The following is a 25,129-nucleotide window of genomic DNA, read 5'->3' on the forward strand; positions in this document are numbered from 1 at the left end:
CCGGTCGACGACCGGATGCCGCTCACCACCGGGGTCCACCGTCAGCGGTTCTCGGTACCGTTCCCGTTCTCGCCCGTGGTCCCCGAATCGCCTCCGGAGCTCCGTCCGGAATCCTGAGATCCCTCGGACGTGTCCTGCTCGGCTTCGGTGTTAGGTTTTCCGGTTTGCTCACCGCTGGTCGAGCCACCCGATTCCCCGGAGGGCTGCTCGGGCTGCCCCTGCCGAATCTGCTCGGTCCGGGGGCCTTCCTGCTGCACGGACTGACCGTTCTCCGGTCGTGCACCGCCCTCCCAGGAAGGCACCCAGTTGTGCTGGTTCGGTGCCGGAGGCTGGTAGGGCTGCCCACCGGGTGAAGTGGCCGGAGTCCACCCCGGAGGGGCGCCGTAGTTCGGCGGAACACCCTGCGGAGGCTGCCCGCCCTGCGGCGGATACCCCTGCGGTGGCTGCTGCGGCTGACCGGCACCCCCCGGGTAGGGCATCTGTGCGGTCCCCGGCGGCTGGTTGCCCTGCGGCGGCTGCTGCGGCGGCTGCTGTGCCGGGTACCCCTGGGGCGGATGCCCCTGCTGCTGCTCGGAACCGTACTGCTGGCCGGGTTGCTGGGCCCCGTATCCGTTCGCTCCCGGAACGGCTCCGACCGGAGCGGGACTCGGCTGGTCGTTGACCGGCGGCGGCCACGGCTCGCCGCGCTCCATCGCCAGTTCGCCAGGTGTCTTGATCGGCGGCTTGTCCGAGGGAGTACGACCACCGAAGTCGTTGAACGCGGTGATCCGCGGACGCTTCTCGACCTCGGCGAAGATCCGCTCCAGATCGGCGCGGTTGAGCGTCTCCTTCTCGAGGACCTCCCGGACGAGGTTGTCGAGTACGTCCCGGTAGGTGCTCAGGATCTCCCAGGCCTCGGTGTGCGCGGCCTCGATGAGCTTGCGCACCTCTTCGTCGATCTCGTGGGCCACTTCCAGGGAGTAGTTCGGCTGCTGCCCGGCGGAACGGCCGAGGAAGGGATCGCCCTCCTCCTTCCCGTACTTCACCGCGCCCAAGCGGGCCGTCATGCCGTACTCGGTGACCATCGCGCGGGCGATCTTCGTCGCCTGCTCGATGTCGCTGGAGGCACCCGTGGTCGGCTCGTGGAAGATCAGCTCCTCGGAGGAGCGGCCACCGAGCGCGAAGACGAGACGTCCGATCATCTCCGAACGGGTCATCATGTCCTTGTCGTCCTCCGGGACGACAAGGGCGTGCCCGCCGGTCTTGCCCCTGGGCAGGATCGTGAGCTTGTAGACCGGCTCCAGGTCCGGCATGGCCCAGGCGGCCAGGGCGTGCCCGCCCTCGTGATAAGCGGTGATCTTCTTGTCCCGCTCCGAGATGACCTTGTTCTTGCGCCGTGGACCACCGATCACGCGGTCCACCGACTCCTCGAGGGCCGCCCCGGTAATCAGCTGCGCGTTCTCCCGCGCGGTGAGCAGCGCCGCCTCGTTGACCACGTTCTCGAGGTCGGCGCCGGAGAAACCGACCGTGCGCTTGGCCAAACCGTCCAGATCGACGTCCGGGGCGAGCGGCTTGCCCTTGGAGTGCACGTTCAGGATCGCACGCCTGCCGCGCAGGTCGGGGGCGGCGACCGGGATCTGGCGGTCGAAGCGGCCCGGGCGCAGCAGGGCTGGGTCGAGGATGTCCGAGCGGTTCGTCGCGGCGATCAGGATGATCCCGCCCCGCGAGTCGAAGCCGTCCATCTCGACCAGCAGCTGGTTCAGCGTCTGCTCGCGCTCGTCGTGGCCACCACCGACACCGGCACCACGCTGCCTGCCGACGGCGTCGATCTCGTCGACGAAGACGATGCAGGGCGCGTTCTGCTTGGCCTGCTCGAACAGATCCCGCACCCGGGAGGCACCGACACCGACGAACATCTCGACGAAGTCCGAGCCGGAGATCGAGTAGAAGGGCACTCCGGCCTCACCCGCCACGGCACGGGCCAGCAACGTCTTGCCCGTTCCCGGCGGACCGTCGAGCAGCACGCCCTTCGGGATCTTCGCGCCCAGAGCCTGGTAGCGCGTCGGGTACTGCAGGAAGTCCTTGATCTCGTGCAGTTCCTCGACCGCCTCGTCGGCACCGGCGACATCGCCGAACAACGTCTTGGGCATGTCCTTGGTGAACTGCTTCGCCTTGGACTTGCCGAAGTTCAGCACCTTGCTGCCGCCGCCCTGGGCGTTGTTCATCATCCACATCACCAGCAGGACCAGCAGTCCCACCGGGATGAGGTAGAGCAGCAACTGACTCCAGATGGAGCTCTGGGACACCTCGGTGTTCCAGTTGGAGACGCCTGACTGCTCTATCCGGTTGACTATGTCCTCGTTGGCCCCGGTCGGATACTTGGTGATGATCCGGTTGCTGCCCTGAACCTGGACGCCGTCGTTCAGAGTCAGCCTCAGCCGCTGTTCTTTGTCCTCGATAGTGGCTTCCGCCACGTTGCCCTGCGATATCTGCTGCAGTGCCGTCGAGGTGGATACGTCCTGATAGCCACGCGTGTCGTCGAAGAGCACGCTGAAGGCGTAGAACAGCAGCAACACCGCCAACAGCCACAGCAGCGGGTTGCGGAGCAGGCGCTTTCGGTCCATTCACTTGCGGCCGCCGAGCGGCCTCGACCCTCCCTGACTGTCACGTCGGGTGGTGGCGGGCGTCCATTCAACGTCCACCCCCGGTTCAGCCCAGCGTACCGTCCGCGACAGCGACAAACTGCGCGAACCGAACCACAGGCCCTCCAGGGTACCCGCCCCTGGAGTTCAACGGGTCACACGCCGGATTAGTTCCAACCACCTCCCGCGGAGGTGGCACAACGCACCGACGGTGGCCGACAGGAGTCGCCCGACCCATCGTCACCGGTGCGAGGATACCGCCGGGCGCCTCGTCCCTTCCGGTTGTACCCGTTACGGGGACGGCTCGGGAACCGCGCCGCTCACACCCCCGAGGTGTAGACCTTCGGATCAAGACTACCGATGTAGGGGAGATCGCGGTAACGTTCCGCGAAGTCGAGCCCGTAGCCGACGACGAACTCGTTCGGGATGTCGAAACCGACGTACCGGACGGGAACCTCGACCTGGACCGCATCGGGCTTGCGCAGCAGAGTGCATACCTCGAGGGAGGCGGGACCGCGCGCGGCGAGGTTCTTCAGCAGCCAGGACAGCGTGAGCCCCGAATCGATGATGTCCTCGACGACCAGCACGTGCTTGCCCGCTATGTCCCGGTCCAGGTCCTTCAGGATGCGGACGACCCCGGAGGACGAGGTCGACGAACCGTACGAGCTGACCGCCATGAACTCCAGCTGAGCCGGTGACGGAAGCGCCCGGGCCAGATCGGTCATCACCATGACGGCGCCCTTGAGCACCCCTACGAGCACCAGATCGCCTCCCTGCAGGTGCCCGTAGTCCTCATCGATCTGTTTGGCCAGCTCGGTGACCTTGTCGTTGATCTGCTGCTCGGATATGAGCACGGAGGCAATGTCGCCGTCGTACACGGCCCGGCTTCCCCTCTCGATTGGGTTGATGTTCACCCGTCGCTCGATCGTTGGTCGATTCCGCGACCCCTGCATTCCACCAGAAGAGTGCCGCGAGCTCGAATCAGCTCGTACCCTCCGGGCAGAGCGTGACCACCCTGTCCCCGCCAGTCACCGACCAAGGCGTCGGCCGCCCGCAGATGGGAGTCGCTGAGCTCGGGAACCCCGCACTCCGAGAGCCAGTTCCGCAACACCCGCCTGCGTACCGCGGGCGGATGACCGGAGAGCGCACGCGCGTCGAGTCCTTCGGCGCCACGCACCCGCTCGCGAGCTTCCTCCGCGACCGAGTCCAGCGCGTCCGCGTCCTCGCGCAGCTGCGCGGCGGTTCGGGACAGCGCGGACGCAACACCACCCTGCAGCACCTCCTCCATGAGGGGCAACACCTCGGAGCGAAGACGTACCCTGGTGAAACGGGAATCCGAGTTGTGCGGATCCCGCCAGGGAACCAGCCCCAGCTCGGAGCAGGCCGCCTCGGTGGTTCCGCGGGAAACCCCCAGGAACGGGCGGGCCCACGGCGCGTCCAACGGCCGCATCCCCGCGATCGACCGCGCTCCCGACCCCCTTCCCAGACCGAGCAGCACCGTCTCGGCCTGATCGTCGAGGGTGTGGCCGAGCAGCACGAGCGACCCCTCAGGACGATACCGCCGCAGCACCGCGTAGCGGGCGCGGCGCGCGGCGGCCTCCGCACCTCCCGCACCACCCGGCTGAACCCGGACCGTGTCCACCTGGGAAAACCCCAGGTCAACCAGCTGTTCGGCAGCACGGGCCGCGACCTCGGCCGACCCCTCCTGCATCCCGTGATCCACGACAACGCCGTGAACGGGGACACCCCGGCGACGCGCGAAGTACGCGGTCGCCGCGGCCAGTGCGAGCGAGTCCGGGCCGCCGGAACAGGCCACCACCGGAGGAAAGCTCCGGTGCGCGGCGGCCTCCTCCGAGTCGAGCAACCGACGCACCGCGACACGAATCTCACTCACACAGGCGGGTGGGGACACGCGCTCATTCTCCCACCGCGCCCCTCAGGAACCGCTCAGCCGTGCACCCTGCGCAACCAGGCGGGGGGATCCGAGATCTCGGCGCGGCTCGGCAGGTTGTCCGGGCGGGCCCACACGGCGTTGAACCCCTCCATGCCCACGGCCCCGACCACGTGCCGCGTGAACTCGGCGCCCTTGGCGTACTGCTTGATCTTCGCGTCCACGCCGAGCAGGCTGCGCAGCAGCCTGTCCAGCAAACCACCACCGGAACGGCGCCGGGTGAACCGCTCCCTGATGGTGTGCACGCTCGGGACCACCCGAGGCCCCACCGCGTCCATCACGTGATCGGCGTGCCCCTCCAGCAGCGTGGAAACGGCGATGATCCTGTCCAGCGCGGCGCGCTGGGACGGGCTCTGCAGCAGCTCCACGACACCGAGCATCCCCGGGCTCGTGTCGGACTCACCGGAACGCCCCGAACGCACCTCGCGAACGGCCGAGGGCAGCCTGCCGAACAACTCCCCGGTGGAGCCGTCCATCGCACTCATCAGCTCACCGACGCTGTTCGCGAAGTACTCGCGCAACCAGGGAACCGCGTTGAACTGCAGCCGGTGGGTGGACTCGTGCAGGCACACCCACATGTGGAAGTCCTCCTCGGGAACTTCCAGGGCGCGCTGGGCGGCCACGATGTTCGGTGCCACCAGCAGCAGTCGCCCCGCCCCGCTAGCCCCAGGAGCAGCTGGCGCGAAGGGATCGTACTGACCGAGCACCTTGGTGCCGAGGTAAGCCAGCACCACTCCGGCCTGAATCCCGGCGCCCCTGCTGTTTATGGTCGCCAACAGCTCGTTGGACCCCTCCGAATCGGCTCCGGAGGTGTTGGCGAAGGCGACGTCGGTCAGCTCGGCCAGACCACGACCCGCGCCGCGCAGCCAACCGGGGCGATCCACCACGTCACCGGACTCGATCGGGAGCTCGCCCCCCAGACCGGTCAGCTCGCGCACGTGCTTCTCGGCACCCGCGCTGAACTCGCGCAGACTCGCGACCGTGGTCGCGGCCTCGGCCCGGGAGATCTCCGGACCCGGTTTGAGCAGCCGGCCCGCCGTGTTCACGGCCGTGTCCCAGTCGACGGCACCGGTGCCGAGCCCCTCGGTGGAACCGGCACGTTGCGCGGTGGTGTACCCGCTCCCCTGGCGGCGCGGCGGCACGGAAAGCGCGGACGCACGAACATTCACAGGACTGACCCTACCCCCACGCGAGCTCACCAGCGAACCTTTTGGAGAGTAGGCGGCTCCTGCTGCGTAGCGGTGCGGGTGGCGGAACCTCAGTCGGCGCCCGGCTGCGGGGTGCCCCGACATCGGGTAGCGACCTACACAACGTCGGGCCCGTCCTCGCCGGGCACTCGACTGAGAACCCCCGGCGGTGCCGACTGCTCAGGCTCACAGCGCCTGCGTTGGGGTGGCAGGCTTCTCGGGGCCTCGGTTGTCGTAGGTGGTTGCGTGGCGGAACCTCGGTCGGCGCCTTGCTGTGTTGGGCCGCTCTTGAGTAGCGACCTACGCGGCGAGCGGCCCGGCCTTGCAATGCATCCGACTCACGCACCGGATGTTCTCGTCCTGATTAGGCTCGCAAGCACTTACCTTGGGCGGCTCCTGCTGCGTAGCGGTGCGGGTGGCGGAACCTCAGTCGGCGCCCGGCTGCGGATGACCCGACATCGGGGATCGACGGCGGGACACCGGGTTCAGCGACAGCCGCAGGAACGCAGTTCCGCGGCCACCCGATCCAGCGCGGGACGTGCCGCGTTCGGCTGGCTCCCGTTCGAGACGAACGCGAAGCTCAGCAGTCTGCCGTCCTTGGTGACCACGGTCCCCGCCAGGGCGTTCGCCCCGGTCAGCGTTCCGGTCTTGGCCCTGACCCAACCGCGCGCTTCCGATGCTGGCCCGTCGTACCGCCCGGCCAGACTGCCGGTGGCTCCCGCGATGGGAACAGCGGTCAGCACCGGCCGCAGCCTGGCGCTGCGCCCGGACGGCCCGTCCGCCGGCGCGCTGGCCGTCCGCAGCAGCTCACCCAGCAATCGCGGAGGCAACCGATCGGCATCGGCCAGCCCGCTCCCGTCGACGAGCTCCACCCCGCTCAGGTCGAAGCCGTTCCGCTCGAGAACGGAACGCACCGCGCGCACGGCACCGGAGAAGGAGGGCTCGTGCCCCGTGGCCACCGCCACCTGACGTGCCACCGCCTCGGCCAGCACGTTGTCCGAGTCCCGGAGCAACTTGCGCACCAGGTCCCGCAGCGGAGGGGAGCGAACCTCGGCGAGCGTGGAGGTGCTGCCCCGCACCGTGGTCGTGCTCACCGACTCGGTCGACGCCCCCAGCCGGGAGGCGAGCTCGCGCGCCGCGTCGAGGGCGGGATGCTCACTGCGCGGGCTGTGGATGTCCGTCGGGTCCTCGCGCCCGCCGTCGAGCATCACCGGGCGCACGGGGGCGATGTAACCGTTCCTCACGTCCCCCTGGTCCCAGTCCTCGGCGAGAGTGGGACCGCTGTAGCGACTCACGTCCACCTTCACGGAGTCGATCTCCCCCGAGGTGCTCGAGCGGATCTTGCGCACCAGCTCGTCCAGCCGCGCCGCATCCGGGTAGACCGAACTGCGCCCCTCGGGCAGTGCGGACAACGTCGGGTCCCCACCTCCGACGAGGACGACGCTTCCGGGGTCCTGCCCGCGCACGACCTTGGTGCTGAACCGGAAGTCGTGGTCAACGGCCAGCAGCGCGGCACAGGACGTGAGCAGCTTGTTGGTCGAGGCCGGAACCATGCCGCGATCGGCGTTCCGGCTCCACAGCACCTTCCCCGTCCTGGAGTCGAGGACGGTCCCGCCCAGGTCGCTCAACGCCGGGTCCGCCACCACTCCCTCGAGCGCTCGCGACAGCCCCTGCCTGGTCGGCATCCGCGCCGAGGAGTCCAGCCCACTGACGGCGGGGTCCAGCCGCACCGGCGCGGGAGGATCCGCGCGGGGGTTCAGCACGTCACCGAACCAGGTCGTGGTCCCCAGCACGGCCACGAGCCCGAGCACGATCACACCGGCCAGGGAAACCGCGGTGATCGCACTTCTGCGGCCCATGCGTTCGCGGACCCGTTTCCAGTGGAACCTCCTGGCTCCCCCGCCGGAACCGGAGTCCCCGGCCGCACCGACCGTGTCCGGGGGATCACCCCGTGAAACCTCCGCGTCGGGATTCCGCTCACCGCCCCCGGCGACCTCTCCCCCACCAGTGGCGGTGCCTTCCCCTCCAGTGGCGAGGTCATCCCTGGCAGCGGCGGTGTCACCCCCGCCGACGGGCGCGGTCTCCGCCGACGATTCCGCCCCGGAGCCCACCGCGGAGGTTCCCGCGACAACCCCCTCGCCGCCGTCCCCACCGTCGACGCTGCCTCCCGTCGCGGGCTCCGATTCGGGGAGGGCCCGCGCACCGGGACTGCCCAGCAGTCGGGGGACGCCTGACGTCGCACCGCCAGGCGGCATGCCGAAATCGGCCGGATCGGCCGGGCGGCTGGCTCCGGGGGAACCGGATCCGGCCACGTCCGAGGTGCCGGGGGACCGCTGCCCGTCCGAAGGAGGCTTTTCCACGACGGTGGGGGGAATCACGGCCAGCTGCACGGTCGGCGGATCATCAGCGGGACCGGCCGAGCCGGAGTCCCCGGGGCCCGGCTCCGCAGGGGGTGACTCCTCCGCGGGAGTTTCTTCCGAGGACGTTCCCGCCGGAGACGTTTCCTCCGGGGAGGTCTCCTCCGAAGACGCCCCCTCCGCGTGACCGATGGTTTCCAACCGCTGAGTGCTCTCGACGGCCGATTCGTCGTGCTCCGGCCACGCAGGGGCGGCTGCCTCGGAATCCTCGGAGTTCTCGGAACCCTCGGAGTCCGTGGAGCCCTCGGAGCTCTCGGACTCCGCGGCCCCGCTCGCCGCCGCTTCCCCGGAAGTGGCTTCCGGGTCCTCGGCGGGCCAGTCGAGCGATCCCTGGTCCTCACTCGTTCCGGTGATGTCGTGCTCCTCCGCGGAGGGGGACGATTCCGCCGCGGTGGCCGCGGACGAGTCGACCTCCTCGTGATCGCCCGTCTCGCCCTTCGAAGCCTGGGGATCGGACAAGGGGGACCTCCTCGAGGGGTTACTCGACGGTTCACCGGCTCGCTTGTGCGATCTCGCGCACTGTCATGCGGCTGGGACGGCTGACTTGCTCCACACTAGATGCGCCGGGAGGGGGCAGCGGTACGGCCACACCCGCTCCGGGGACGGTCCGATGAACGATGAGCTCTGGAGTCCGATGGAGAGATTCGCTCGGCACGGCCGAGTCTCGCCCAGCGATCCCACCGGTGCCGTGTTGCGGGTCGCCCCGACTCACCCAGTGGTGTGAGGAAAACTACACAACGGGAACGGGGCGAGCACTCCCGCAGGAGCTCCGCTCCGGGGCTTCCGGGGATGTCCGGCAGGAGCAACCCGCGCGGAAGGCCCCGTGACACCCCGCACGGGCGAGGTGGGCTCTCGGCGCCGCCACGACCGAGGCATCGCGCCGGAACAACCGAGCAAACACGCCCGGCGAAGCACTATTAGGCTGTACGCGCACTCCACCGGCGACCGGCGATGGTCGACCGCTCGGCCACCGGGCCGCTCCGGTCGAACCTCACGTCGGATGGTCCGCCGCAGGCGGGCGATCGGGGACTCCCCGAGCAACGGCCGGGAACGGCACGGCCGTTCCGGCGACATTCGAGCGGTCGGCGGACCGCACGACAGGTCGCCGTCCGAAACACCGTCAGGACGAATGAGGAACCGCGTGGACTTCGACGTAATGATCGAGATCCCCAAGGGGAACCGCAACAAGTACGAGGTGGACCACAAGACGGGCCGGATCCGTCTCGACCGGACGCTGTTCACCGCCACCCAGTATCCGGCCGACTACGGATTCATCGAGGAGACCCTCGGCGAGGACGGGGACCCGCTGGACGCGCTCGTGCTCGTGCAGGAGCCGACCTTCCCCGGCTGCCTGATCAGCGCGCGCGCCATCGGAATGTTCCGGATGCGCGACGAGAAGGGCGGCGACGACAAGATCATCTGTGTTCCGGCCGACGACCCGCGGCAGGACCACATGCGCGACATCCACCACGTCCAGGAGTTCCACCGGCTGGAGATCCAGCACTTCTTCGAGGTCTACAAGGACCTCGAGCCCGCGAAGAGCGTGGAAGGCGCGACCTGGGTCGGCCGGGAAGAGGCCGAGACCGAGATCAAGCGCTCGTTCGAGCGCGCCAAGGAACAGGAGCACTGACTCCCGGACCTCGTCCGGCACGCTCCGAAAAACGTGGGTCCCCACCGGCCTGGTGGGGACCCACGTTTTTCGGGTGTTCGGGTACGCCCCGCGCGGAATCAACCGATCGGCAGGCTGCCGACGATCCCACCGAGGGGTGATTTACCACCGAGCAGTCCGCCCGTGGACTGACCGGAGCTACCGTCCCGACCGCTCACGCCCTCCTGGAGCGCGTCGCCCGCCTTGTCCACCGGCGGCGCGTTCAGCAGGTCGCCGACGGCCTTACCGCTCTCGTCCACGGAGGGCACGCCGGCAGCGCCGTCCCCGGAGCGGCTCGTGGCGGCGTCCGGAGCGGGCACGACGTCACCGACGACCTGCTTGGTCGACTCCAGGGTCGCGGCCGTGTGGTAGGTGGCCTTGGCCACGCTGTTGTCCGTCGGCAGCTCGGCGGGCAGTTCGGGGCTGTCCGCCGCGGAAGCGGTACCCGCGAAACCGATGGCACCAGCACTTCCTGCCAACAGAGCGGCCGCCGCGGTCAAAGTGCGTTTCATCGCCTAGCTCCTCTCTGCACAGGTGGCGGTCCTGCGCGCCAAGAAGAGCCTACGGAAACGCCCTTCAACACGGTTCAGCGATTACCCAATACATCAATTTGCACGAAACGTAATTACGAACATCCCCAGAAGCTCCTCAATGCAGCATCAAAAGGCGGCCAGCTCACTCGATCAGGTCAAACCAGATTGTCCGGCAGCACAGCGGGCCCCACCTGTTGCTGACGTTTGGCGTGCTCGTCCAACAACACCTCGGCCTCGTGGGCGAACTCCGCGTAGGCGGCCCGCTCGTCCTCGAAACGACCGTACTTGCCCACCCGAAGCTCCACCGAGTGGTATTCGCGCTCGAGGGCATCAGCGGTTACCTGCAAATTCACACTGCGTTCCCGGTACTTGCCGTAACCGGACAAGGCCGCGGTCAACGCCACCACGAGACTCAACACGACAGCCGACCAGCGAGCGGTCGCCATCGACACCGAAGCGGCAGCCACCACCGCGGTCACGATGGACCCGGCTATGACCATCACCTGCAGCACGTTGTTGGCACACCGATAACGACGAGCCTGCCTGCGGTACGCCCGGACGGCGTCCGGCAGGTACACGCGGTAGCGCTTGTGCGTGGCCAGCAGGTCACCGGAGTCCATGTCGTCGAGCATCTGCTCGCGACGCGCCTGATTCAGCTCCCGCAGTTCGATCGCCATACCGCGTACCCTGAAGTACTGGCGGTACAGCAGGAAGAGCGATCCCACCACGGAGATCATCAGTATCACCGAGACGAGTGTCGTCATCCACCAAACAGGGGTACCCCGCAGCACGAGGCCCCCCAGAGCGAGGGCGATCAGGACTCCGTTCCCCGGAATGGCCCACACGACCAGCAAACGTCGTAACAGCAGTGCCCGATGCACCTGTTCGGAGAGGTCCGCGATGCGTCGCGCGACGTCATCAGGGGCCGAATCGGCGGAGAGCACACCTCCTCCGACTATCCCCGTACTGACCTCAGTACTGCTCATCACACGATCCCTTCACGGCGTCACTGTGATCGAAATAGCTCAACAGCGTTACTGCAATCGGCTGACGGGGTGACGCCCGGGCTGGTCGAATAACACAACGCACTCAGTTCCCCCGTACGGAGGAGCTGACATCGTTCACCTGCGATCACCGAACCGTCACATCATCCACGAGCTTCCCCGCGCGGAAGCACACGCGCCATGAACACGGGTTCTACCACTCCGGACGATCGCCCCCACACGGTCTCCGGGTACACGATCGGCCCTCACCGGACGGACGCGCGCACCGGCCCCGCTCGACGGAACGACTTCCCGACCAAGCACCACCCGCCGAGCGAAACGAGCACCCGCCCGGGACGACCTTCAAGAACCGACTCCGCCTGCCCCTCGAGGAACTTCGTGGGCTCCCGGGAAACCCCCCGAGCGGGACGCGGGCCCGCGCTGGACGAACACCCCCGCAATTCCGGAACGATCCGGTTCACCCACGCGGTGGGCGGAACGGCGGAGAGCTCGCCGGAACCGCGCGGCACGAGCGAGTGGACCCTCCCGCCCCGAGTCCCGGAGCGATCACGCCGACCGCTCACCCGCGGAGAACCGGCAGCCGGAACCCGCGCGGAACAACGCGCCACCGTAAACAGTTCCCGGAAAAATCCCTCGGGAAATCCCGCACGGAGCACCCTCCCCCATTCGAACCACCCCAGCAGTGGGCCACCTCAGAAACCTCCGGTCGGGCCGCACAACTCGATCCCGCGGCAAGGAGCACGAACCCACGAATCTCACCGCACGGCAGGATCGTATTACACGCCCTCACGAGCTCCACGGGCCTTCCCCCCGTACTCGACGGTCACCCTCACCAGGAACTTCCACTCCGGGGTCCGCACCGCAGCACCACCGCCCACGGAGGCGCGAGCGCGGAGCGAAACGCGGTGAACAACCCGACCGGAATCGACGCGAAACCAATCCACGAAGAATTCCGACTTCGGAATAATTTCCGATGCGCCCCCGGAACAACCACGGAAGAAGTGTTCCGCAACACGGAAAACGCGACGAAGCTTCTCCTTTTCGACCGAGTTCCGCTTCAGCAGCGAGGTCTCCCGGATCCGTTCACTCGGACGCCGCTCAGGAGGGAGTCTCCTGCCCGGGCAGTTCGGAGTCCATGGCGACACGCCAGCACCGCCAGGCCTCCCGCTGGGCGAGCTGGGCGTCCTGCCAGACCCGCGCCGCCCGCCGCTGCCCGGACAGCACCGCGGCCATCCCGGACAACGCCTCGGCCGCCTCGCAACCGGCACGGGCCAGCCGCTCTAGCTCCGCTCGCTCCAGCTGCGGGCGGGAACGAACCGAACTCCCCCGCTCATCCACCGCTCATCCACCGCTCATCCCCCGGGCTCGCGCTACTCGGAAGCGCTCGTCCCCCGGCCGGTCGAGTGCGGCTGCACGCGCTGGAACAGGCTGAACATCCACCACAACGAGGGAAGCAGCAGCACGGCCCCGATCAGGGTGACCACCAGGCTCACCCGCAGCACGGACGGTTGGGCGGCGGCCTCCTCGATGGTGGTGTCCGGCAGCAGCACCAACGGGTACTGAGCCACGGCCCACCCCCACAGCAGGGCCGCCACGGCGACCGCGGCCGCCCCCCGGGAAGGCACGTACCTTCTGCGCAGCAGCAGAGCGAGCGAGGCCACACCTCCGAGAGCCGAGACGAGGATCAGCGGCAGCCCCTTGCCGACGAGCCCCGCGTAGAGGCGGGGAGCGTCCGCGTGGAGCACGGCTATGCCGCCGAGCGCGACCACCCCGGTGACCGCGGCTGTCCCGAGCGCCTTGCGGCGGAAGGTCTCGGCCAGCGCGTCCTGCCCCTCCCTGCGGGCGTCGGCGCACAGGAACACCGCCGCGAGATAGGCCGCGATCGCCACCGCGAGAACCCCGCCCAGCGCCGAGGTGGGGTTGACCCAGCTACCGACGAGCTCGCCCTCCGCTATCCCCGCGGGGGTCCTCCCGGAAGCGATCCCCCCGGCGACGGTCCCGAGGAAGAACGGGGTCAGCACCGAGGACAGCGCGAAGGCGAACCCGTAGACCCGCCGATGGCCGAGCTCCGTGCTGGCCTTGCGGAACGCGAAGGCCGCTCCCCTGGCGATGATGCCCAGGGCAACCAGGGTCAGCGGGATGTACATGGTCGAGGACACGGCCGCGAACACCTCGGGGAAACCGGTCCAGCACAGCACGATGACGAATATCAGCCAAACGTGGTTGGCCTCCCAGACCGGACCGATCGAGTGGTTGATGAGGTCCCGCTGCTCGGCCCCCTTCCGCGTTCCTCCCGCCAGCAGGTCCCAGAAACCACCGCCGAAATCGGCACCGCCCAGCAGCACGTAGGCGGTCAAGCCCGCCCACATCACCGCGATCATCAGGTCCGCGAGACTCATGCGTGTTCCTCGTCGTGTTCCTGCGGAGCCAGCGGGGCCCGCGCCAACCGCCTCAGCACGTAGATGGTGGCGACGGTCATCACCAGGTACACCACGGCAACGGCCAGCAGCCCGCCGTAGAGCCCCGGTACAGGGGTGACGGCTTCGGCAGTGCGCATCCTGCCCCAGACGATCCACGGCTGACGTCCCACCTCGGTGGTGATCCAGCCGAATTCCAGCGCCAGCGGAGCGGCGAAGCCCGCCGCGGTCGCCAGGACGAGAAAGACCCGGTTGCGCGGCAAGCTCCTGCGCCGCCACCAGACGAGACCGCACCAGATGCCGAGCAGCAGCAGCCCGAAACCGATGGCCACCATGATCTGGAAGGACCAGTGCACGATGTTGACCGGCGGGCGGTTCTCGGCGGCGGCCTCGGCCAACCCGAGGATTCGCCCGTTCGGGGTCCAGTGGGCCAGCAGCGAGAGACCGCTGGGGATCTCGAGGGCGTACCGCATCTCGCCCTGCTGGTAGACACCGCCGAGGTGCAGCGGGACGTTGCGCGCTGTTTCGTGAACGCCCTCGATGGCCGCGAGCTTGATCGGCTGGTTCTCGGCGAGGAACTTCGCGGCCCAGTCCCCCACTCCTATCTGCACCGGTGTGAGCACGGCGCCGACCGTGAAGGGAATCAGGAATCCGAGCCGGTGGTAGCGATCACGCCTGCCGCGCAGCAGCGCAGCGGCGTAAACCGCGGCCATTCCGAAACCGGCCACCATGAAAGCGGCGATGATCATGTGCACGGTCTGCGGCCAGGCCGCCGGGTTGAACATGGCCGCCCACGGCTCGACCTGCACCACCCGGCCGTTCTCCAGGTCGAACCCCCTGGGCTGGTTCATCCAGGCGTTGGCCGTGACGACGAAGAACGCCGAGGCCACTCCTGCGACGCAGACGGGGATGCCGGTCAGCACGTGAACTCGGGGCGAGAGCCTGTCCCAGGCGTAGAGGTAGATCCCGAGGAAGATCGCCTCGATGAAGAAGGCGAATCCCTCCAGGGTGAACGGAAGCCCGATGACCTGCCCGTAGGTGTCCATCATGCCGGGCCACAGCACACCCATCTCGAAGCTCAGGATCGTGCCCGAGACCGCGCCCACGGCGAACAGCACGCCCATGGCCTTGGCCCAGCGCTGGGCGAGCAGCCGGTACACCTCGTCCCCGGTGCGGTTGCCGCGCCACTCCGCGAAGACCGTGATCGCGGGCATGCCCACCCCGAAGCAGGCGATCACGATGTGCCACCCCAACGACAGGGCCATCTGGATCCGGGCCGCGACCAGATCCGCGGGCGATGCGGCCTCAGCCAGCAGTTCCGCAGCCGAGTGGCCCGTCATCGGATCACGCACCGCGCGGAGAACGGCGCCCGCACGCACAACATCGAGCTCGACACCCCGCCCCCTTCAAGTTGGCCGATCGAGCCGTGCCGGAAATCCGAGCGGTTCCGGAATCCTCCGACCCGCTCATCGGAACCTAACCGAGCCGGGGAGGGTTCGCAGGGCGAGCCGATCAGCGTTTCGGGTGATACATCGGCAATCGCTCGAGGACGGGAGGGGCTGCTCGCTCGGAAGGACGAAGCAGCCGCGGCGCTCGCACGCGGACCGGGCGCGGCCGGGCCCGCCACCCGGACCAACGAAAAACCGGCCACCTCCCGCTGCGGGAAGTGGCCGGTCATCGGTGGAGCCGCCTAGGGGAGTCGAACCCCTGACCTACGCATTACGAGTGCGTCGCTCTGACCTACTGAGCTAAGGCGGCGAAACCGAACACGAGTGTAGCGGACGCCGAAACGTCACTCACACACCCCCGGCTCGTTGGACACCACGGTGACGTCGATCACGGAATCCGCGGAGGGTGCCGGATGCGCATACCCACTGTCCACCGCCTCGCGGTGTGCTCCGCCGTCTCGCTGGCGGTGGTGCTGCTGGGCCTTCCCGCAGCCACCGCGCAGAGCACCCCTCCGAGCACCCCGACCCCCACGCCCGAGTTCCCCGATCAGCCACCGGGCTCCGCTGAACCGGCAACCCCACCGCCCGGGCCGGTAGTCGGCGGTGCCGGAACGGGGATAGGACTGCTGCGCGTGCTGCCCAACGCCGTCCCGGGCGAGTCGATCATCGACGACCCCGGGTTCGACGAGAAGCTGCCCCGGCAGGCGCTGGTCGAGACCGGGATGGGCGTCTCGGTCGCCAAAGCCGACTCACAGGCCTACCTGGCCCAGGAGAAAGCCGTGGCGGAATCGGCCCCGCTCGGTTTCGCCGTGGGCGGCAACGCCCCGGCACTGCCCGGCTCGCTGTCCCAGACGGCCGTCCCGGACCACGCGGAACCGCGGACCCGCGGCCTCGAACCCCCGTCCTCCCCGCTGGACGGCCTGCTCGACCTCGGGGCACTCGAGGGCAGCGCGCACGCCAGGTGGGACGAGCAGCTGGGCCCCTGCGTCGAGCCCATATCCGCGGCGCGGACCTCGCTGGCGGAGGTCTCGGCGGTGAACATGCTGCCCGCGCTGAACAACCGGGAGGACGAGCTGGCGGCCGAGGCCGCCGAGCTGTCGGGCGGTCCGCCCCCGGCGGAGGACGGGATAGCGCTCGGCGAGGAGATGGGGCCCCTGGAGAAGTTGGGCGGGCTGCTCACCGGTCCCGCGGCTGATCCCGCGAGCGGAAAGGGCTCGCTGCTGCGCGTTCCAGAGGCGATGCGGGCCGACTCCAGCGTCCGGCTGGTGGACGTTCCCGGGCAGCGGGGCAAGGCGGTGCGTTCCACCTCGCGGTTCGAAGCGGGCGGTATTCACCTGTTCGCGGGCACCTCGCAGGAGCTGCGCATCGACGTGGTCAGCCGTCCGAAGTTGACCGCCACCGCCACTGGTGACCCCGAGACGTCCTCGGTGGACTACAGCGCTCCCGTGCTGCGAGTCAGCCGCGGCGGGGAGGAGCTGTTCACGCTCGACGCGGCCAACCCCGAGTTCGAGCTGCCGATCGGCCTTCCCCTGCCCGCACCGGGCGAGGACTCCGACACCGCGCTCGTGGGGCACTCGGACCGGGAGAACGTCCTCGACATCGGGGTGCTCCGACTCAGCCTGGGCGAACTCACCAAGGACGAGACCGGAGGTGAGGTGCGCGCCGGGGCCCGGCTGCTCGACCTGAAGATCCTGCCCAACGACTTCCTCGGGTTCTCCACCGCGCTCGCCCAGGTCTCGTTCGGCGAGCAGTTCGCGCGGGCGGGAGCCCCGGAGGGCGGAGTCCACTGCGAACGGAGCACCCCTCCGGAGAACACCACGGCACCGCCGGTGCGGGAGGCCGGTGGGCCGCCGCTGGCCAAAACCTCGGGGGCCTACCACGCGGTCGGGCTCTTCTGGACGGGAACGCTGCTGCTGTTGCTCGGCGCGGTGCTCGTAGCCGCGCTGCCACGCCGCCGCCAGTAGAGGTCGAACCGCCCGCGCGGGAGCGCAGTCACCTCACCGGTACAGCTCGGCTGCCAACGCCTCCACGGCCACGACCGGCTTGACGTTGCGGTTCAGCGCGGTGCGGCAACGCAGCACCGCCTCCAGCCGGCGCAGGGCGGTTTCCGAGGTCCACTCGGCCGCCGCCCTGGACACGTCCCGCGCGAAGTCGGGATGGTTCAACGGCACCATCGCGCCGAACCTGGTAGCCAGCACGTCGCGGTAGAAGCCGGCCAGATCGACCAGCGCCAGGTCCAACGCGTCCCGCTGGGACCGGGTGGCACGCGCCTTCTGCTTCCGCTCCAGCTCCTTCAGCGCCGCGTTGGCCCCCTTGGTGGCCGAGGAGGTCCCCTTTCCGGTTCCCCCAGCCCCCATCGCGGTGCGCAGCTCCTCCTTCTCCGCCTCGTTGCGCTCCTCGTTGAGCTCGGAGGCCTCGGTCTCGGCGGAGCGCACGAGCCGTCCGGCCTCGCCGAAGACCTCGGACAGGTCGCGCAGACCGCGCGGAATGCCCAGCACCGTCTCCCGCCGCTCCCGCGCCTGCGGATCAGTGGCCAGTCGCCGCGCCCTGCCGATGTGCCCACCGCAGACCGAGGCGGCCCACTCCGCCGTGGAGCGCTCGATGCCGTCGCGGCGGCGCAGCGACTCGGCTATCGCCCCGACCAGGGGGGTGCGCAGTTGCAGGGCCCTGCAGCGGGAGCGGATCGTCACGGGCACGTCGGCCGGGTGGTCCGAGGGGGCGCACAACAGGAACACGGTCCGCTCGGGAGGCTCCTCGATCGCCTTGAGCAGCGCGTTGGCCGCACCTTCGGTGAGCCGGTCGGCGTCCTCGATCAGCACTATCCGCCAATACCCCGTGGTCGGTCTCCTGGCGGCGGCCTGCACCAGCGAGCGCATCTCGGCGACCGAGATCGACAGCCCCTCCGGGGCCACCGTGGTCACGTCGGCGTGGGTCCCCGCCAGCGCGGTCTCGCAGGCCGCGCAGGTCCCGCAGCCGGGCGCTTCCGCGTCGGCGCACTGCAGCGCCCCGGCGAAGGCGCGCGCGGCCTCCGCGCGCCCGGATCCCGGCGGGCCGGTGAACAACCACGCGTGGGTCATCGCACCGCCCGTGGTGCTCTCCCCGCGAAGACGTGCCCGCGCGGCGCGCACGGCGCTCGTCAGCGTGCGCACGGCCTCGGGCTGTCCGACGACCTCGGCCCAGATTCCCTCACCCGAGGGATCCGCTCCCCGATCTCCGGACGGGGAACCGGGCGCCACCTCCCCCGCGGCGACGGACGAGTCGGTCTCCGCAGCCATTCACGACACCTCACCACAGCTCCGACGACGTTCCGGAACGAACGAGCTCCGCGGCGAACCACGTCCCCCGCGGTCAGCTCTGCGAGCGGCTCGCGGCACGTTGCCTGCCACCGCTTCCGGTGGAACCACCCGTTCGCGAGCTCCCGGACGAGGATCCACCGTTCGCGCCGTTCTTCGACGTGCCGTTCTTGCTCGTGGAGCTCTTCGCCGTACCGGTCTTGCTCGTGGAGCTCTTGCTCGTGGAGCTCTTGGACGTGCCGGTCTTGGACGTGGAACTTCCGCTTCCGGACGCGGTCCCCGAACTCCTGCCGGACGACTTCTTCCCGGACGAGCCCGTGGAGGAACCGGTCCCGTTCGCCCCGGAGGACGACTCCCCGGAACCGCTGTCCTTGGCCTTGGCACCACTCTTGGTCCCGCCGCCCGAGCTCGTGCTCTTCGACTTCTTGGTCCCCTTCTTCTTGGCCGGCGCCTTGGCCCGCCGCTCGGCGACCAGCTCGATCGCGCGGTCCTTGCTCAGCTCCTCGACCGTGTCACCCTTGCGCAGCGACGCGTTCGTCTCCCCGTCGGTCACGTAGGGACCGAACCGACCGTCCTTGACGACCAGGTTCCTGCCGGTGTCGGGCTCCTCGCCCAACTCCCGCAGCGGAGGGGCCGCCGCCCTGCGAGCGCGCTGCTTGGGCTGCTCGTAGATCCGGCGGGCCTCCTCCAGGGTGACCGTGAAGATCTGCTCCTCGTTGTCCAGGGAACGCGAGTCGCTCCCCCGCTTGAGGTACGGACCGTAACGGCCGTTCTGCGCCGTGATCTCCTCACCCGTGTCGGGATCGGTACCGACCGTGCGCGGCAGCGAGAGCAACCGCAGCGCGTCCTCCAGGGTGACGGTGTCCAGCGACATGGACTTGAACAGGCTGGCGGTGCGCGGCTTGCCCTTGGTCCCCTCCGGCAGCACCTCCGTCACGTACGGCCCGAAGCGGCCGTCCTTGGCCACGACCTCGTTGCCGGTCTCCGGGTCCGTTCCGAGCGTGCGCCCCTCCATCGGAGTGGCGAACAGCTTCTCCGCGATCTGGGGCGTCAGCTCGTCTGGCGCGAGCGAGTCCGGCAGGTTGGCGCGCTGCGACTCCCCGCTGCCGCTCTCGGCGGCGTGCGCCGGACGTTCCAGGTACGGGCCGTAGCGACCGACGCGCACGTACACCGTGCGCCCCTCGTCGTCGCTGAACATCGGAATCGAGTTGACCTGGCGGGCGTCGATGTCCTCCACCCCGGAGCCGACGAGCTTCTTCAGACCGCCTGCCCTGCCGATGGAGTCCTGCGGGCCCACCTCACCGCCGAAGTAGAAACCGTGGAGCCATCTGGTGCGCTGCTGCGCACCCTCGGCTATGCGGTCGAGCTCGTCCTCCAGCGCTGCGGTGAAGTCGTAGTCGACCAGCCTGCCGAAGTGCTGCTCCAGCAGGCCGATCACGGCGAAGGCGATCCAGGACGGCACGAGAGCCGACCCCTTCCGCCAGACGTAACCGCGCTCCTGGATGGTGCTGATGATCGAGGCGTAGGTGGACGGGCGGCCGATGCCCAGGTCCTCGAGCGCCTTGACCAGACTGGCCTCGGTGTAGCGGGCCGGCGGGTTCGTCGAGTGCTCGTCCGGTTCGAGCTCACCCGCCCTGAGGTGCTGCCCCTCGACCAGGCGCGGCAGCCGCGACTCCGCGTCGTCGGCCACGCCCCCCGCCTCCGAGTCCACCGACTCGACGTAGGCCTTGAGAAAGCCGGAGAAGGTGATCGTCCTGCCCGAGGCGGCGAAGACGCACTCCTCCCCGCTCTCGGCCGTGCCGGACACCCGGACCGACATCGTGGTCCCCTTGGCGTCGGCCATCTGAGAGGCGATCGTGCGCTGCCAGATCAGCTCGTAGAGCTTGTAACCGTCGGCGTCCAGCTCCGAGCCCACGTCCCTCGGGGTGCGGAAGTTCTCCCCCGCCGGACGGATGGCCTCGTGGGCCTCCTGGGCGTTCTTGACCTTGCGCGTGTACTGCCGCGCCTGCCCGGAGATGTAGCTGTCGCCGTAGAGCTCCACGGCCTGCTGCCGCGCGGCGTTGATCGCCGTGTCCGACAGCGTGGTGGAGTCCGTGCGCATGTAGGTGATGTAGCCGTTCTCGTACAACCGCTGCGCGGTGCGCATCGTGCGGTCCGCCGAGAAACGCAGCTTGCGCCCGGCCTCCTGCTGCAGCGTCGAAGTCATGAACGGCGCGTAGGGCTTCCGCGTGTAGGGCTTCTCCTCGACGCTGGACACGTTCAGCTCGGCCGTGTCCAACCCGGCGGCGAGCGAGCGGGCGCGCTGCTCGTCCAGCACGAGCGCGTCGCCGGTCAGCTCCCCGTCCGGGCCGAAGTCCTTCCCGGTCGCCAGCCGCGCACCGTCGACGCTGACCAGGCGCGCACCGAAACCGGAACCCTGCTCCTCGGGAACGCGCAGCGTGGCGGCGATGTCCCAGTAGGACGCCGGAACGAAACGGATGCGCTCCCGCTCACGCTGCACCACGATCCGGGTGGCCACCGACTGCACCCTGCCCGCCGAGAGCTTCGGCATGACCTTCTTCCACAGCACGGGGCTGACCTCGTAGCCGTAGAGCCGGTCCAGGATGCGCCTGGTCTCCTGCGCGTCGACGAGGTTGTTGTCCAGCTCCCTCGGGTTGGCCGCAGCCGCCCGGATCGCCGCCTCCGTGATCTCGTGGAAGACCATCCGCCGGACGGGGACCGACGGCTGCAGCGTCTCCAACAGGTGCCAGGCGATGGCCTCGCCCTCGCGGTCACCGTCCGTGGCCAGGTACAACTCGTCGGCCCCCGACAGCGCCTGGCGCAGCTCGTCGACCGTGTCCTGCTTCTCGTCGGTCACCAGGTAGAGCGGTTCGAAGTCGTTCTCCACGTCCACACCGAGACGTGCCCACGAGTGCCCCTTGTAGGCGGCGGGGATGTCCGCCGCTCCGCGCGGCAGGTCCCTGATGTGTCCGCGGGACGACTCGACCTGGTAGCCCGAGCCGAGAAAGGAAGCGATCTTGCGCGCCTTGGCCGGGGACTCGACGATCACCAACCGCCGACCGCCGGAGCCCCCGGTGGAAGTCTGAGAAGCGCGCCCCTCGGCGCTGTCCTTCTTCGTCCGTGTCGAGCCAGCCACGCCTACCCTGCTCTCGTCTGGAGGTGTCCGATTCGTCAGTGTGCACCGTGCACGGCCCGGTGCGCCGTGCCGGGGAACGCACAGCGTGACACACGTCTACCCCGCTCCGCTCGTTTCACCGGGGCAAACGGCCCAGAACCCGGCGGTGTTCCTCAGGGACAACCGGTGTGACCTGTGGCGAATGACTCACGGCTGGAACGGCCACACTCCCCCAGCGGCACCCTCGGGAACCGGCCCGACGAGCTCGGCCAACCGCATCAGACGACGTCTGCCCACGATCCGCAAAGCGGGGTCCTGCCCCGTTGAGCCAACCATCCGCGCGGGAAGGCCGGCTCGGCCGAGTGATGTAGCCAACGGCCCGTGCGTTTCCGGCACGCTCGGATCCAGCCCGAGAAGATAGCCCCCGGTGACAGGGGCGCCCGAGGTGAGCGCCCAAACTCTGAGCGCCCAGCCATCCGGGATGAATCCGTTCGGCACCGACTTTACCGCGCCGTGTAACCAACACGCCGCCAGCTGGGTCAGATCGGCGCGGAAAGCGGTGCGGACCAGCGGCTCGCCGGACTCGGCGCGTTCCAGCTCAGCGGTCACTCCCCGCTCCGCGCACACCGCGACCAGCGCGCGTGCCCTCCAGGACTCGGCGACCACCACGGAGAGACGCGCGGCGGTGCCGCGGCCGAAGGTGGTCGCCTGCCCCTGCCCGCACAGCAATCCGGCCAGATCGGCGATGCGGGCGGGCCGCGCCTCGGCCGAGAAGAACGACAGCTGGCCCACGTCGGTGATCGTAGAACTCCCGTTCGAACGGCACCAGGGTCCGTGTCATCCGACCGTGGCGCGGCCGGGCCCTCACCCGGTCGCCCCGTCGCTGCCCGACGAGGAACCGGCTATGGCGGTGCTCCTGCGCTTGGACGCGATCACAGACGAGGCGATCACCACCACGCAGACCACCGCTATCGTCACCCGCAGGGCGATCGAAGCGTCAACTCCCGCCGTCACGGTGACCACGGCCGGGGCGACCAGCACCGAGACCAGGTTCATCACCTTGAGCAGCGGGTTGATGGCCGGTCCCGCGGTGTCCTTGAACGGGTCCCCCACGGTGTCGCCGATGACGGTGGCCTCGTGGGCCTCGGAGCCCTTGCCACCGTGGTGGCCGTCCTCGACCAGCTTCTTGGAGTTGTCCCAGGCACCCCCCGAGTTGGCCAGGAATATCGCCATCAGGGCTCCGACCGCGATGGCTCCGGCGAGGTAGCCGGCCAGCGGTCCGACTCCCAGTCCGAACCCCACGGCCACCGGGGCGAGCACCGCCAGCAGCCCCGGGGTGGTGAGCTCCCGGAGCGAATCCCTGGTGCAGATGTCGACCACCCGCCCGTACTCGGGGCGCTCGGAGCCGTCCATGATTCCGGGTTTGGCGGAGAACTGCCTGCGCACCTCGTAGACGACCGCACCGGCAGCCCGGGAGACGGCGTTGATGGCCAAGCCGGCGAACAGGAACACCACGGCCGCGCCGATGATCACTCCGACGAGCACGTTCGGGGCGTAGACCAGGAACTCGCCCACCGTGAGCTCGGTAGCCATCTCGGCCAGGGTGGTGGCGATCGCGTCCCGGTAGGAGCCGAACAGGGCCGTGGCCGCCAGCACCGCCGTGGCGATCGCGATGCCCTTGGTTATGGCCTTGGTGGTGTTGCCCACCGCGTCGAGCTCGGTGAGCACCTCGGCGCCCTCGCCCTCGAACTCGCCGGACATCTCGGCTATGCCCTGGGCGTTGTCCGCGACGGGGCCGAAGGTGTCCATGGCCACGATCACGCCCACGGTGGTCAGCAACCCGCACCCGGCCAGCGCCACCGCGAACAGCGCCACCGAGATGGAACCGGACAGCAGGAAGGCCCCGAACACGGCGGCCGCGATCACGAGCACGGTGTAGACGGCCGATTCGAACCCGACGGAGAAACCGGTGAGGATGACCGTCGCGGGCCCGGTGGTGGAGGACTCGCCGACATCGCGCACCGGTTTGCGCTCGGTGGCCGTGAAGTAGCCGGTGAGCTTGAGGATCACCACGGCCAGCGCGATGCCGATCAGCACCGACGCGAGGGCCATCACGGCCGGGTTGCCGGGCAGCTCGCCTATCTCGGGGGGCACCCCTTCCAGCCGAGCGTACGAGCCGGGCAGGTAGATCAGCGCGGCCACGGCGCAGGCCAGTCCCGCTGTTCCCGCCGAGATGTAGAAGGAACGGTTGATCGAGGTCAGCGCGCTCCGCCCGCTGCGGGCCCTGGTCGTGTAGATGCCGAGCACCGCGGTGAGCACGCCTATGGCGGGCACGATCAGCGGAAAGAGCAGTCCCTTCGTCCCGAAGGCCGCCGTTCCCAGGATCAGCGAGGCGACCAGGGTCACCGCGTAGGACTCGAACAGGTCGGCGGCCATGCCGGCGCAGTCGCCGACGTTGTCGCCCACGTTGTCCGCGATGGTGGCCGCGTTGCGCGGATCGTCCTCCGGGATGTTGTGCTCCACCTTGCCCACCAGGTCAGCGCCGACGTCGGCGGCCTTGGTGAAGATCCCGCCACCGACGCGCATGAACATGGCCAGCAGCGCCGCGCCGAAGCCGAAACCCTCCAGCACCCGCGGGGCCTGCCCCGCGTACACGAGCACGACCAGCGCGGCCCCGAACAACCCCAGACCTATCGTGGTCATGCCGACCACACCGCCCGTGCGGAACGCGATCCGCATGGCGGTGCTCCTGCCCGCGGCCGGGTCGTTCGCCGCTGCGGCCACGCGCAGGTTGGCCCTCGTGGACAGCCACATGCCGAGGTAGCCGATCGCCGCGGAGAAAACGGCTCCGAGCAGGAAGAACACCGACCTGCCCACCCGCTGCTCGAGGGTCTCGGCGGGCAGCGCGAAAAGCAGGAGGAACACGATCACTGCGAAAACGGCCAGCGTCCGGAACTGTCTGTTGAGATACGCTGCGGCCCCTTCCTGGACTCCCCTGGCGATCTCGCGCATCCGCGTCGAGCCCTCCCCGGCCGACATGACCTCCCTGATGAGCACGTAGCCGAACGCCAGCGCGGCGAGCGCGATCGCCAGCACCACACCGACGACGGCGTAGTCGGCAGCGTCGAGCCGGAGGTTGCTCAGCTGCGTTCCCTGAGCCAGTGGGTGACCGGCGCGGGTCGCGTGCTCGGTGGCCACGCTCGTTCCTCCGTCTCCCGGCGGTGGCTCCGGTCGCGGTCGACTGTTCCCGTCCCAACCGGACCGGGCAACGCTGAGCAGGGACATCCGTCCTCCTCGGTTGTGCTGGTCGTGTCCGGAGCGTCCGCTGTCTCCGGTCTCGGGCACCGGCGGTGCCGCACGGCCGTCCCGCGGCCCTCGGCGCCGTACCGGCACCCCGTTCGCGAGTGCGTGCTGCAGATCACTTCGTGATCTTTCACTCCTGCCGAGGTGCGGATTGTTCCACGGTGGATCGATCAAGGCATCCGCGTACTCACC

The 25,129-nt window shown here is 69.3% G+C and carries 16 protein-coding genes and 1 tRNA gene; 2 read left to right on the forward strand and 15 right to left on the reverse strand.

Annotated elements, in window-relative coordinates; genetic code table 11:
• Positions 1–41: 41 nt before the first annotated feature.
• The 5 genes from ftsH to dacB all read right to left on the reverse strand — a co-directional run bounded on the left by ftsH (position 42) and on the right by dacB (position 8,635).
• Positions 42–2,603 (reverse strand): ATP-dependent zinc metalloprotease FtsH, encoded by a 2,562-nt coding sequence (ftsH, locus tag G9Q41_RS19105; protein ID WP_092524620.1) that lies wholly within the window; start codon positions 2,601–2,603, stop codon positions 42–44.
• 338 nt (positions 2,604–2,941) lie between these two features.
• Entirely contained in the window at positions 2,942–3,499 is a 558-nt protein-coding gene (gene hpt / locus G9Q41_RS19110; protein WP_092527638.1) for a hypoxanthine phosphoribosyltransferase, read from the reverse strand.
• 32 nt (positions 3,500–3,531) lie between these two features.
• Positions 3,532–4,515 (reverse strand): tRNA lysidine(34) synthetase TilS, encoded by a 984-nt coding sequence (gene tilS / locus G9Q41_RS19115; RefSeq protein ID WP_092524622.1) that lies wholly within the window; start codon positions 4,513–4,515, stop codon positions 3,532–3,534.
• A 53-nt stretch (positions 4,516–4,568) separates the two neighbouring features.
• Positions 4,569–5,741, reverse strand: coding sequence for a zinc-dependent metalloprotease (locus tag G9Q41_RS19120; RefSeq protein ID WP_165633694.1), 1,173 nt, complete (start codon positions 5,739–5,741; stop codon positions 4,569–4,571).
• A 503-nt stretch (positions 5,742–6,244) separates the two neighbouring features.
• On the reverse strand, positions 6,245–8,635 hold the full coding sequence (gene dacB, locus G9Q41_RS19125; RefSeq protein WP_092524626.1) for a D-alanyl-D-alanine carboxypeptidase/D-alanyl-D-alanine-endopeptidase: 2,391 nt from the start codon (positions 8,633–8,635) through the stop codon (positions 6,245–6,247).
• A gap of 682 nt (positions 8,636–9,317) precedes the next feature.
• On the opposite strand from dacB, the gene G9Q41_RS19130 reads away from it, so the two are divergent.
• Complete coding sequence (locus tag G9Q41_RS19130; protein ID WP_092527641.1) at positions 9,318–9,806, forward strand: inorganic diphosphatase; 489 nt, start codon at positions 9,318–9,320, stop codon at positions 9,804–9,806.
• 98 nt (positions 9,807–9,904) lie between these two features.
• Here G9Q41_RS19130 and G9Q41_RS19135 read toward each other — a convergent pair whose 3' ends face one another.
• The 6 genes from G9Q41_RS19135 to G9Q41_RS19160 form a co-directional block, all read right to left on the reverse strand.
• The gene (locus G9Q41_RS19135; RefSeq protein ID WP_092524628.1) at positions 9,905–10,336 is read right to left on the reverse strand and encodes a hypothetical protein; all 432 of its coding nucleotides are present in this window, start codon (positions 10,334–10,336) and stop codon (positions 9,905–9,907) included.
• Between the two features lie 176 nt (positions 10,337–10,512).
• A complete protein-coding gene (locus G9Q41_RS19140; RefSeq protein WP_207631481.1) occupies positions 10,513–11,343 on the reverse strand; it encodes a DUF4231 domain-containing protein in 831 nt (276 codons plus the stop codon).
• A 1,116-nt stretch (positions 11,344–12,459) separates the two neighbouring features.
• On the reverse strand, positions 12,460–12,699 hold the full coding sequence (locus G9Q41_RS19145) for a hypothetical protein (protein ID WP_165633695.1): 240 nt from the start codon (positions 12,697–12,699) through the stop codon (positions 12,460–12,462).
• 32 nt (positions 12,700–12,731) lie between these two features.
• Positions 12,732–13,760, reverse strand: a complete 1,029-nt coding sequence (locus tag G9Q41_RS19150; protein WP_165633696.1) for a cytochrome d ubiquinol oxidase subunit II — start codon at positions 13,758–13,760, stop codon at positions 12,732–12,734.
• Positions 13,757–15,118 carry a cytochrome ubiquinol oxidase subunit I gene (locus tag G9Q41_RS19155; protein WP_092527644.1) on the reverse strand — a complete coding sequence of 454 codons (1,362 nt, stop codon included), beginning with the start codon at positions 15,116–15,118 and terminating at the stop codon, positions 13,757–13,759. Before G9Q41_RS19155 ends, G9Q41_RS19150 begins: the two co-directional genes overlap by 4 nt.
• Positions 15,119–15,459: 341 nt before the next feature.
• Positions 15,460–15,536 (reverse strand) — tRNA-Thr (locus G9Q41_RS19160).
• A gap of 103 nt (positions 15,537–15,639) precedes the next feature.
• Here G9Q41_RS19160 and G9Q41_RS19165 point away from each other — a divergent pair.
• On the forward strand, positions 15,640–17,190 hold the full coding sequence (locus G9Q41_RS19165) for a hypothetical protein (RefSeq protein ID WP_165633697.1): 1,551 nt from the start codon (positions 15,640–15,642) through the stop codon (positions 17,188–17,190).
• Positions 17,191–17,223: 33 nt separating this feature from the next.
• On the opposite strand, the gene G9Q41_RS19170 is transcribed toward G9Q41_RS19165, so the two are convergent.
• The 4 genes from G9Q41_RS19170 to G9Q41_RS19185 all read right to left on the reverse strand — a co-directional run bounded on the left by G9Q41_RS19170 (position 17,224) and on the right by G9Q41_RS19185 (position 24,919).
• Positions 17,224–18,501 (reverse strand): DNA polymerase III subunit delta', encoded by a 1,278-nt coding sequence (locus G9Q41_RS19170; RefSeq protein WP_207631483.1) that lies wholly within the window; start codon positions 18,499–18,501, stop codon positions 17,224–17,226.
• Between the two features lie 73 nt (positions 18,502–18,574).
• Entirely contained in the window at positions 18,575–21,568 is a 2,994-nt protein-coding gene (gene topA, locus G9Q41_RS19175; protein ID WP_347567619.1) for a type I DNA topoisomerase, read from the reverse strand.
• Positions 21,569–21,841: 273 nt separating this feature from the next.
• A complete protein-coding gene (locus tag G9Q41_RS19180; protein ID WP_092524642.1) occupies positions 21,842–22,426 on the reverse strand; it encodes a hypothetical protein in 585 nt (194 codons plus the stop codon).
• Positions 22,427–22,498: 72 nt separating this feature from the next.
• Entirely contained in the window at positions 22,499–24,919 is a 2,421-nt protein-coding gene (locus G9Q41_RS19185; RefSeq protein ID WP_165633699.1) for a sodium-translocating pyrophosphatase, read from the reverse strand.
• Positions 24,920–25,129: the final 210 nt, after the last annotated feature.

The organism is Actinopolyspora sp. BKK2 (assembly GCF_011291845.1).
Classification (GTDB): domain Bacteria; phylum Actinomycetota; class Actinomycetes; order Mycobacteriales; family Pseudonocardiaceae; genus Actinopolyspora; species Actinopolyspora saharensis.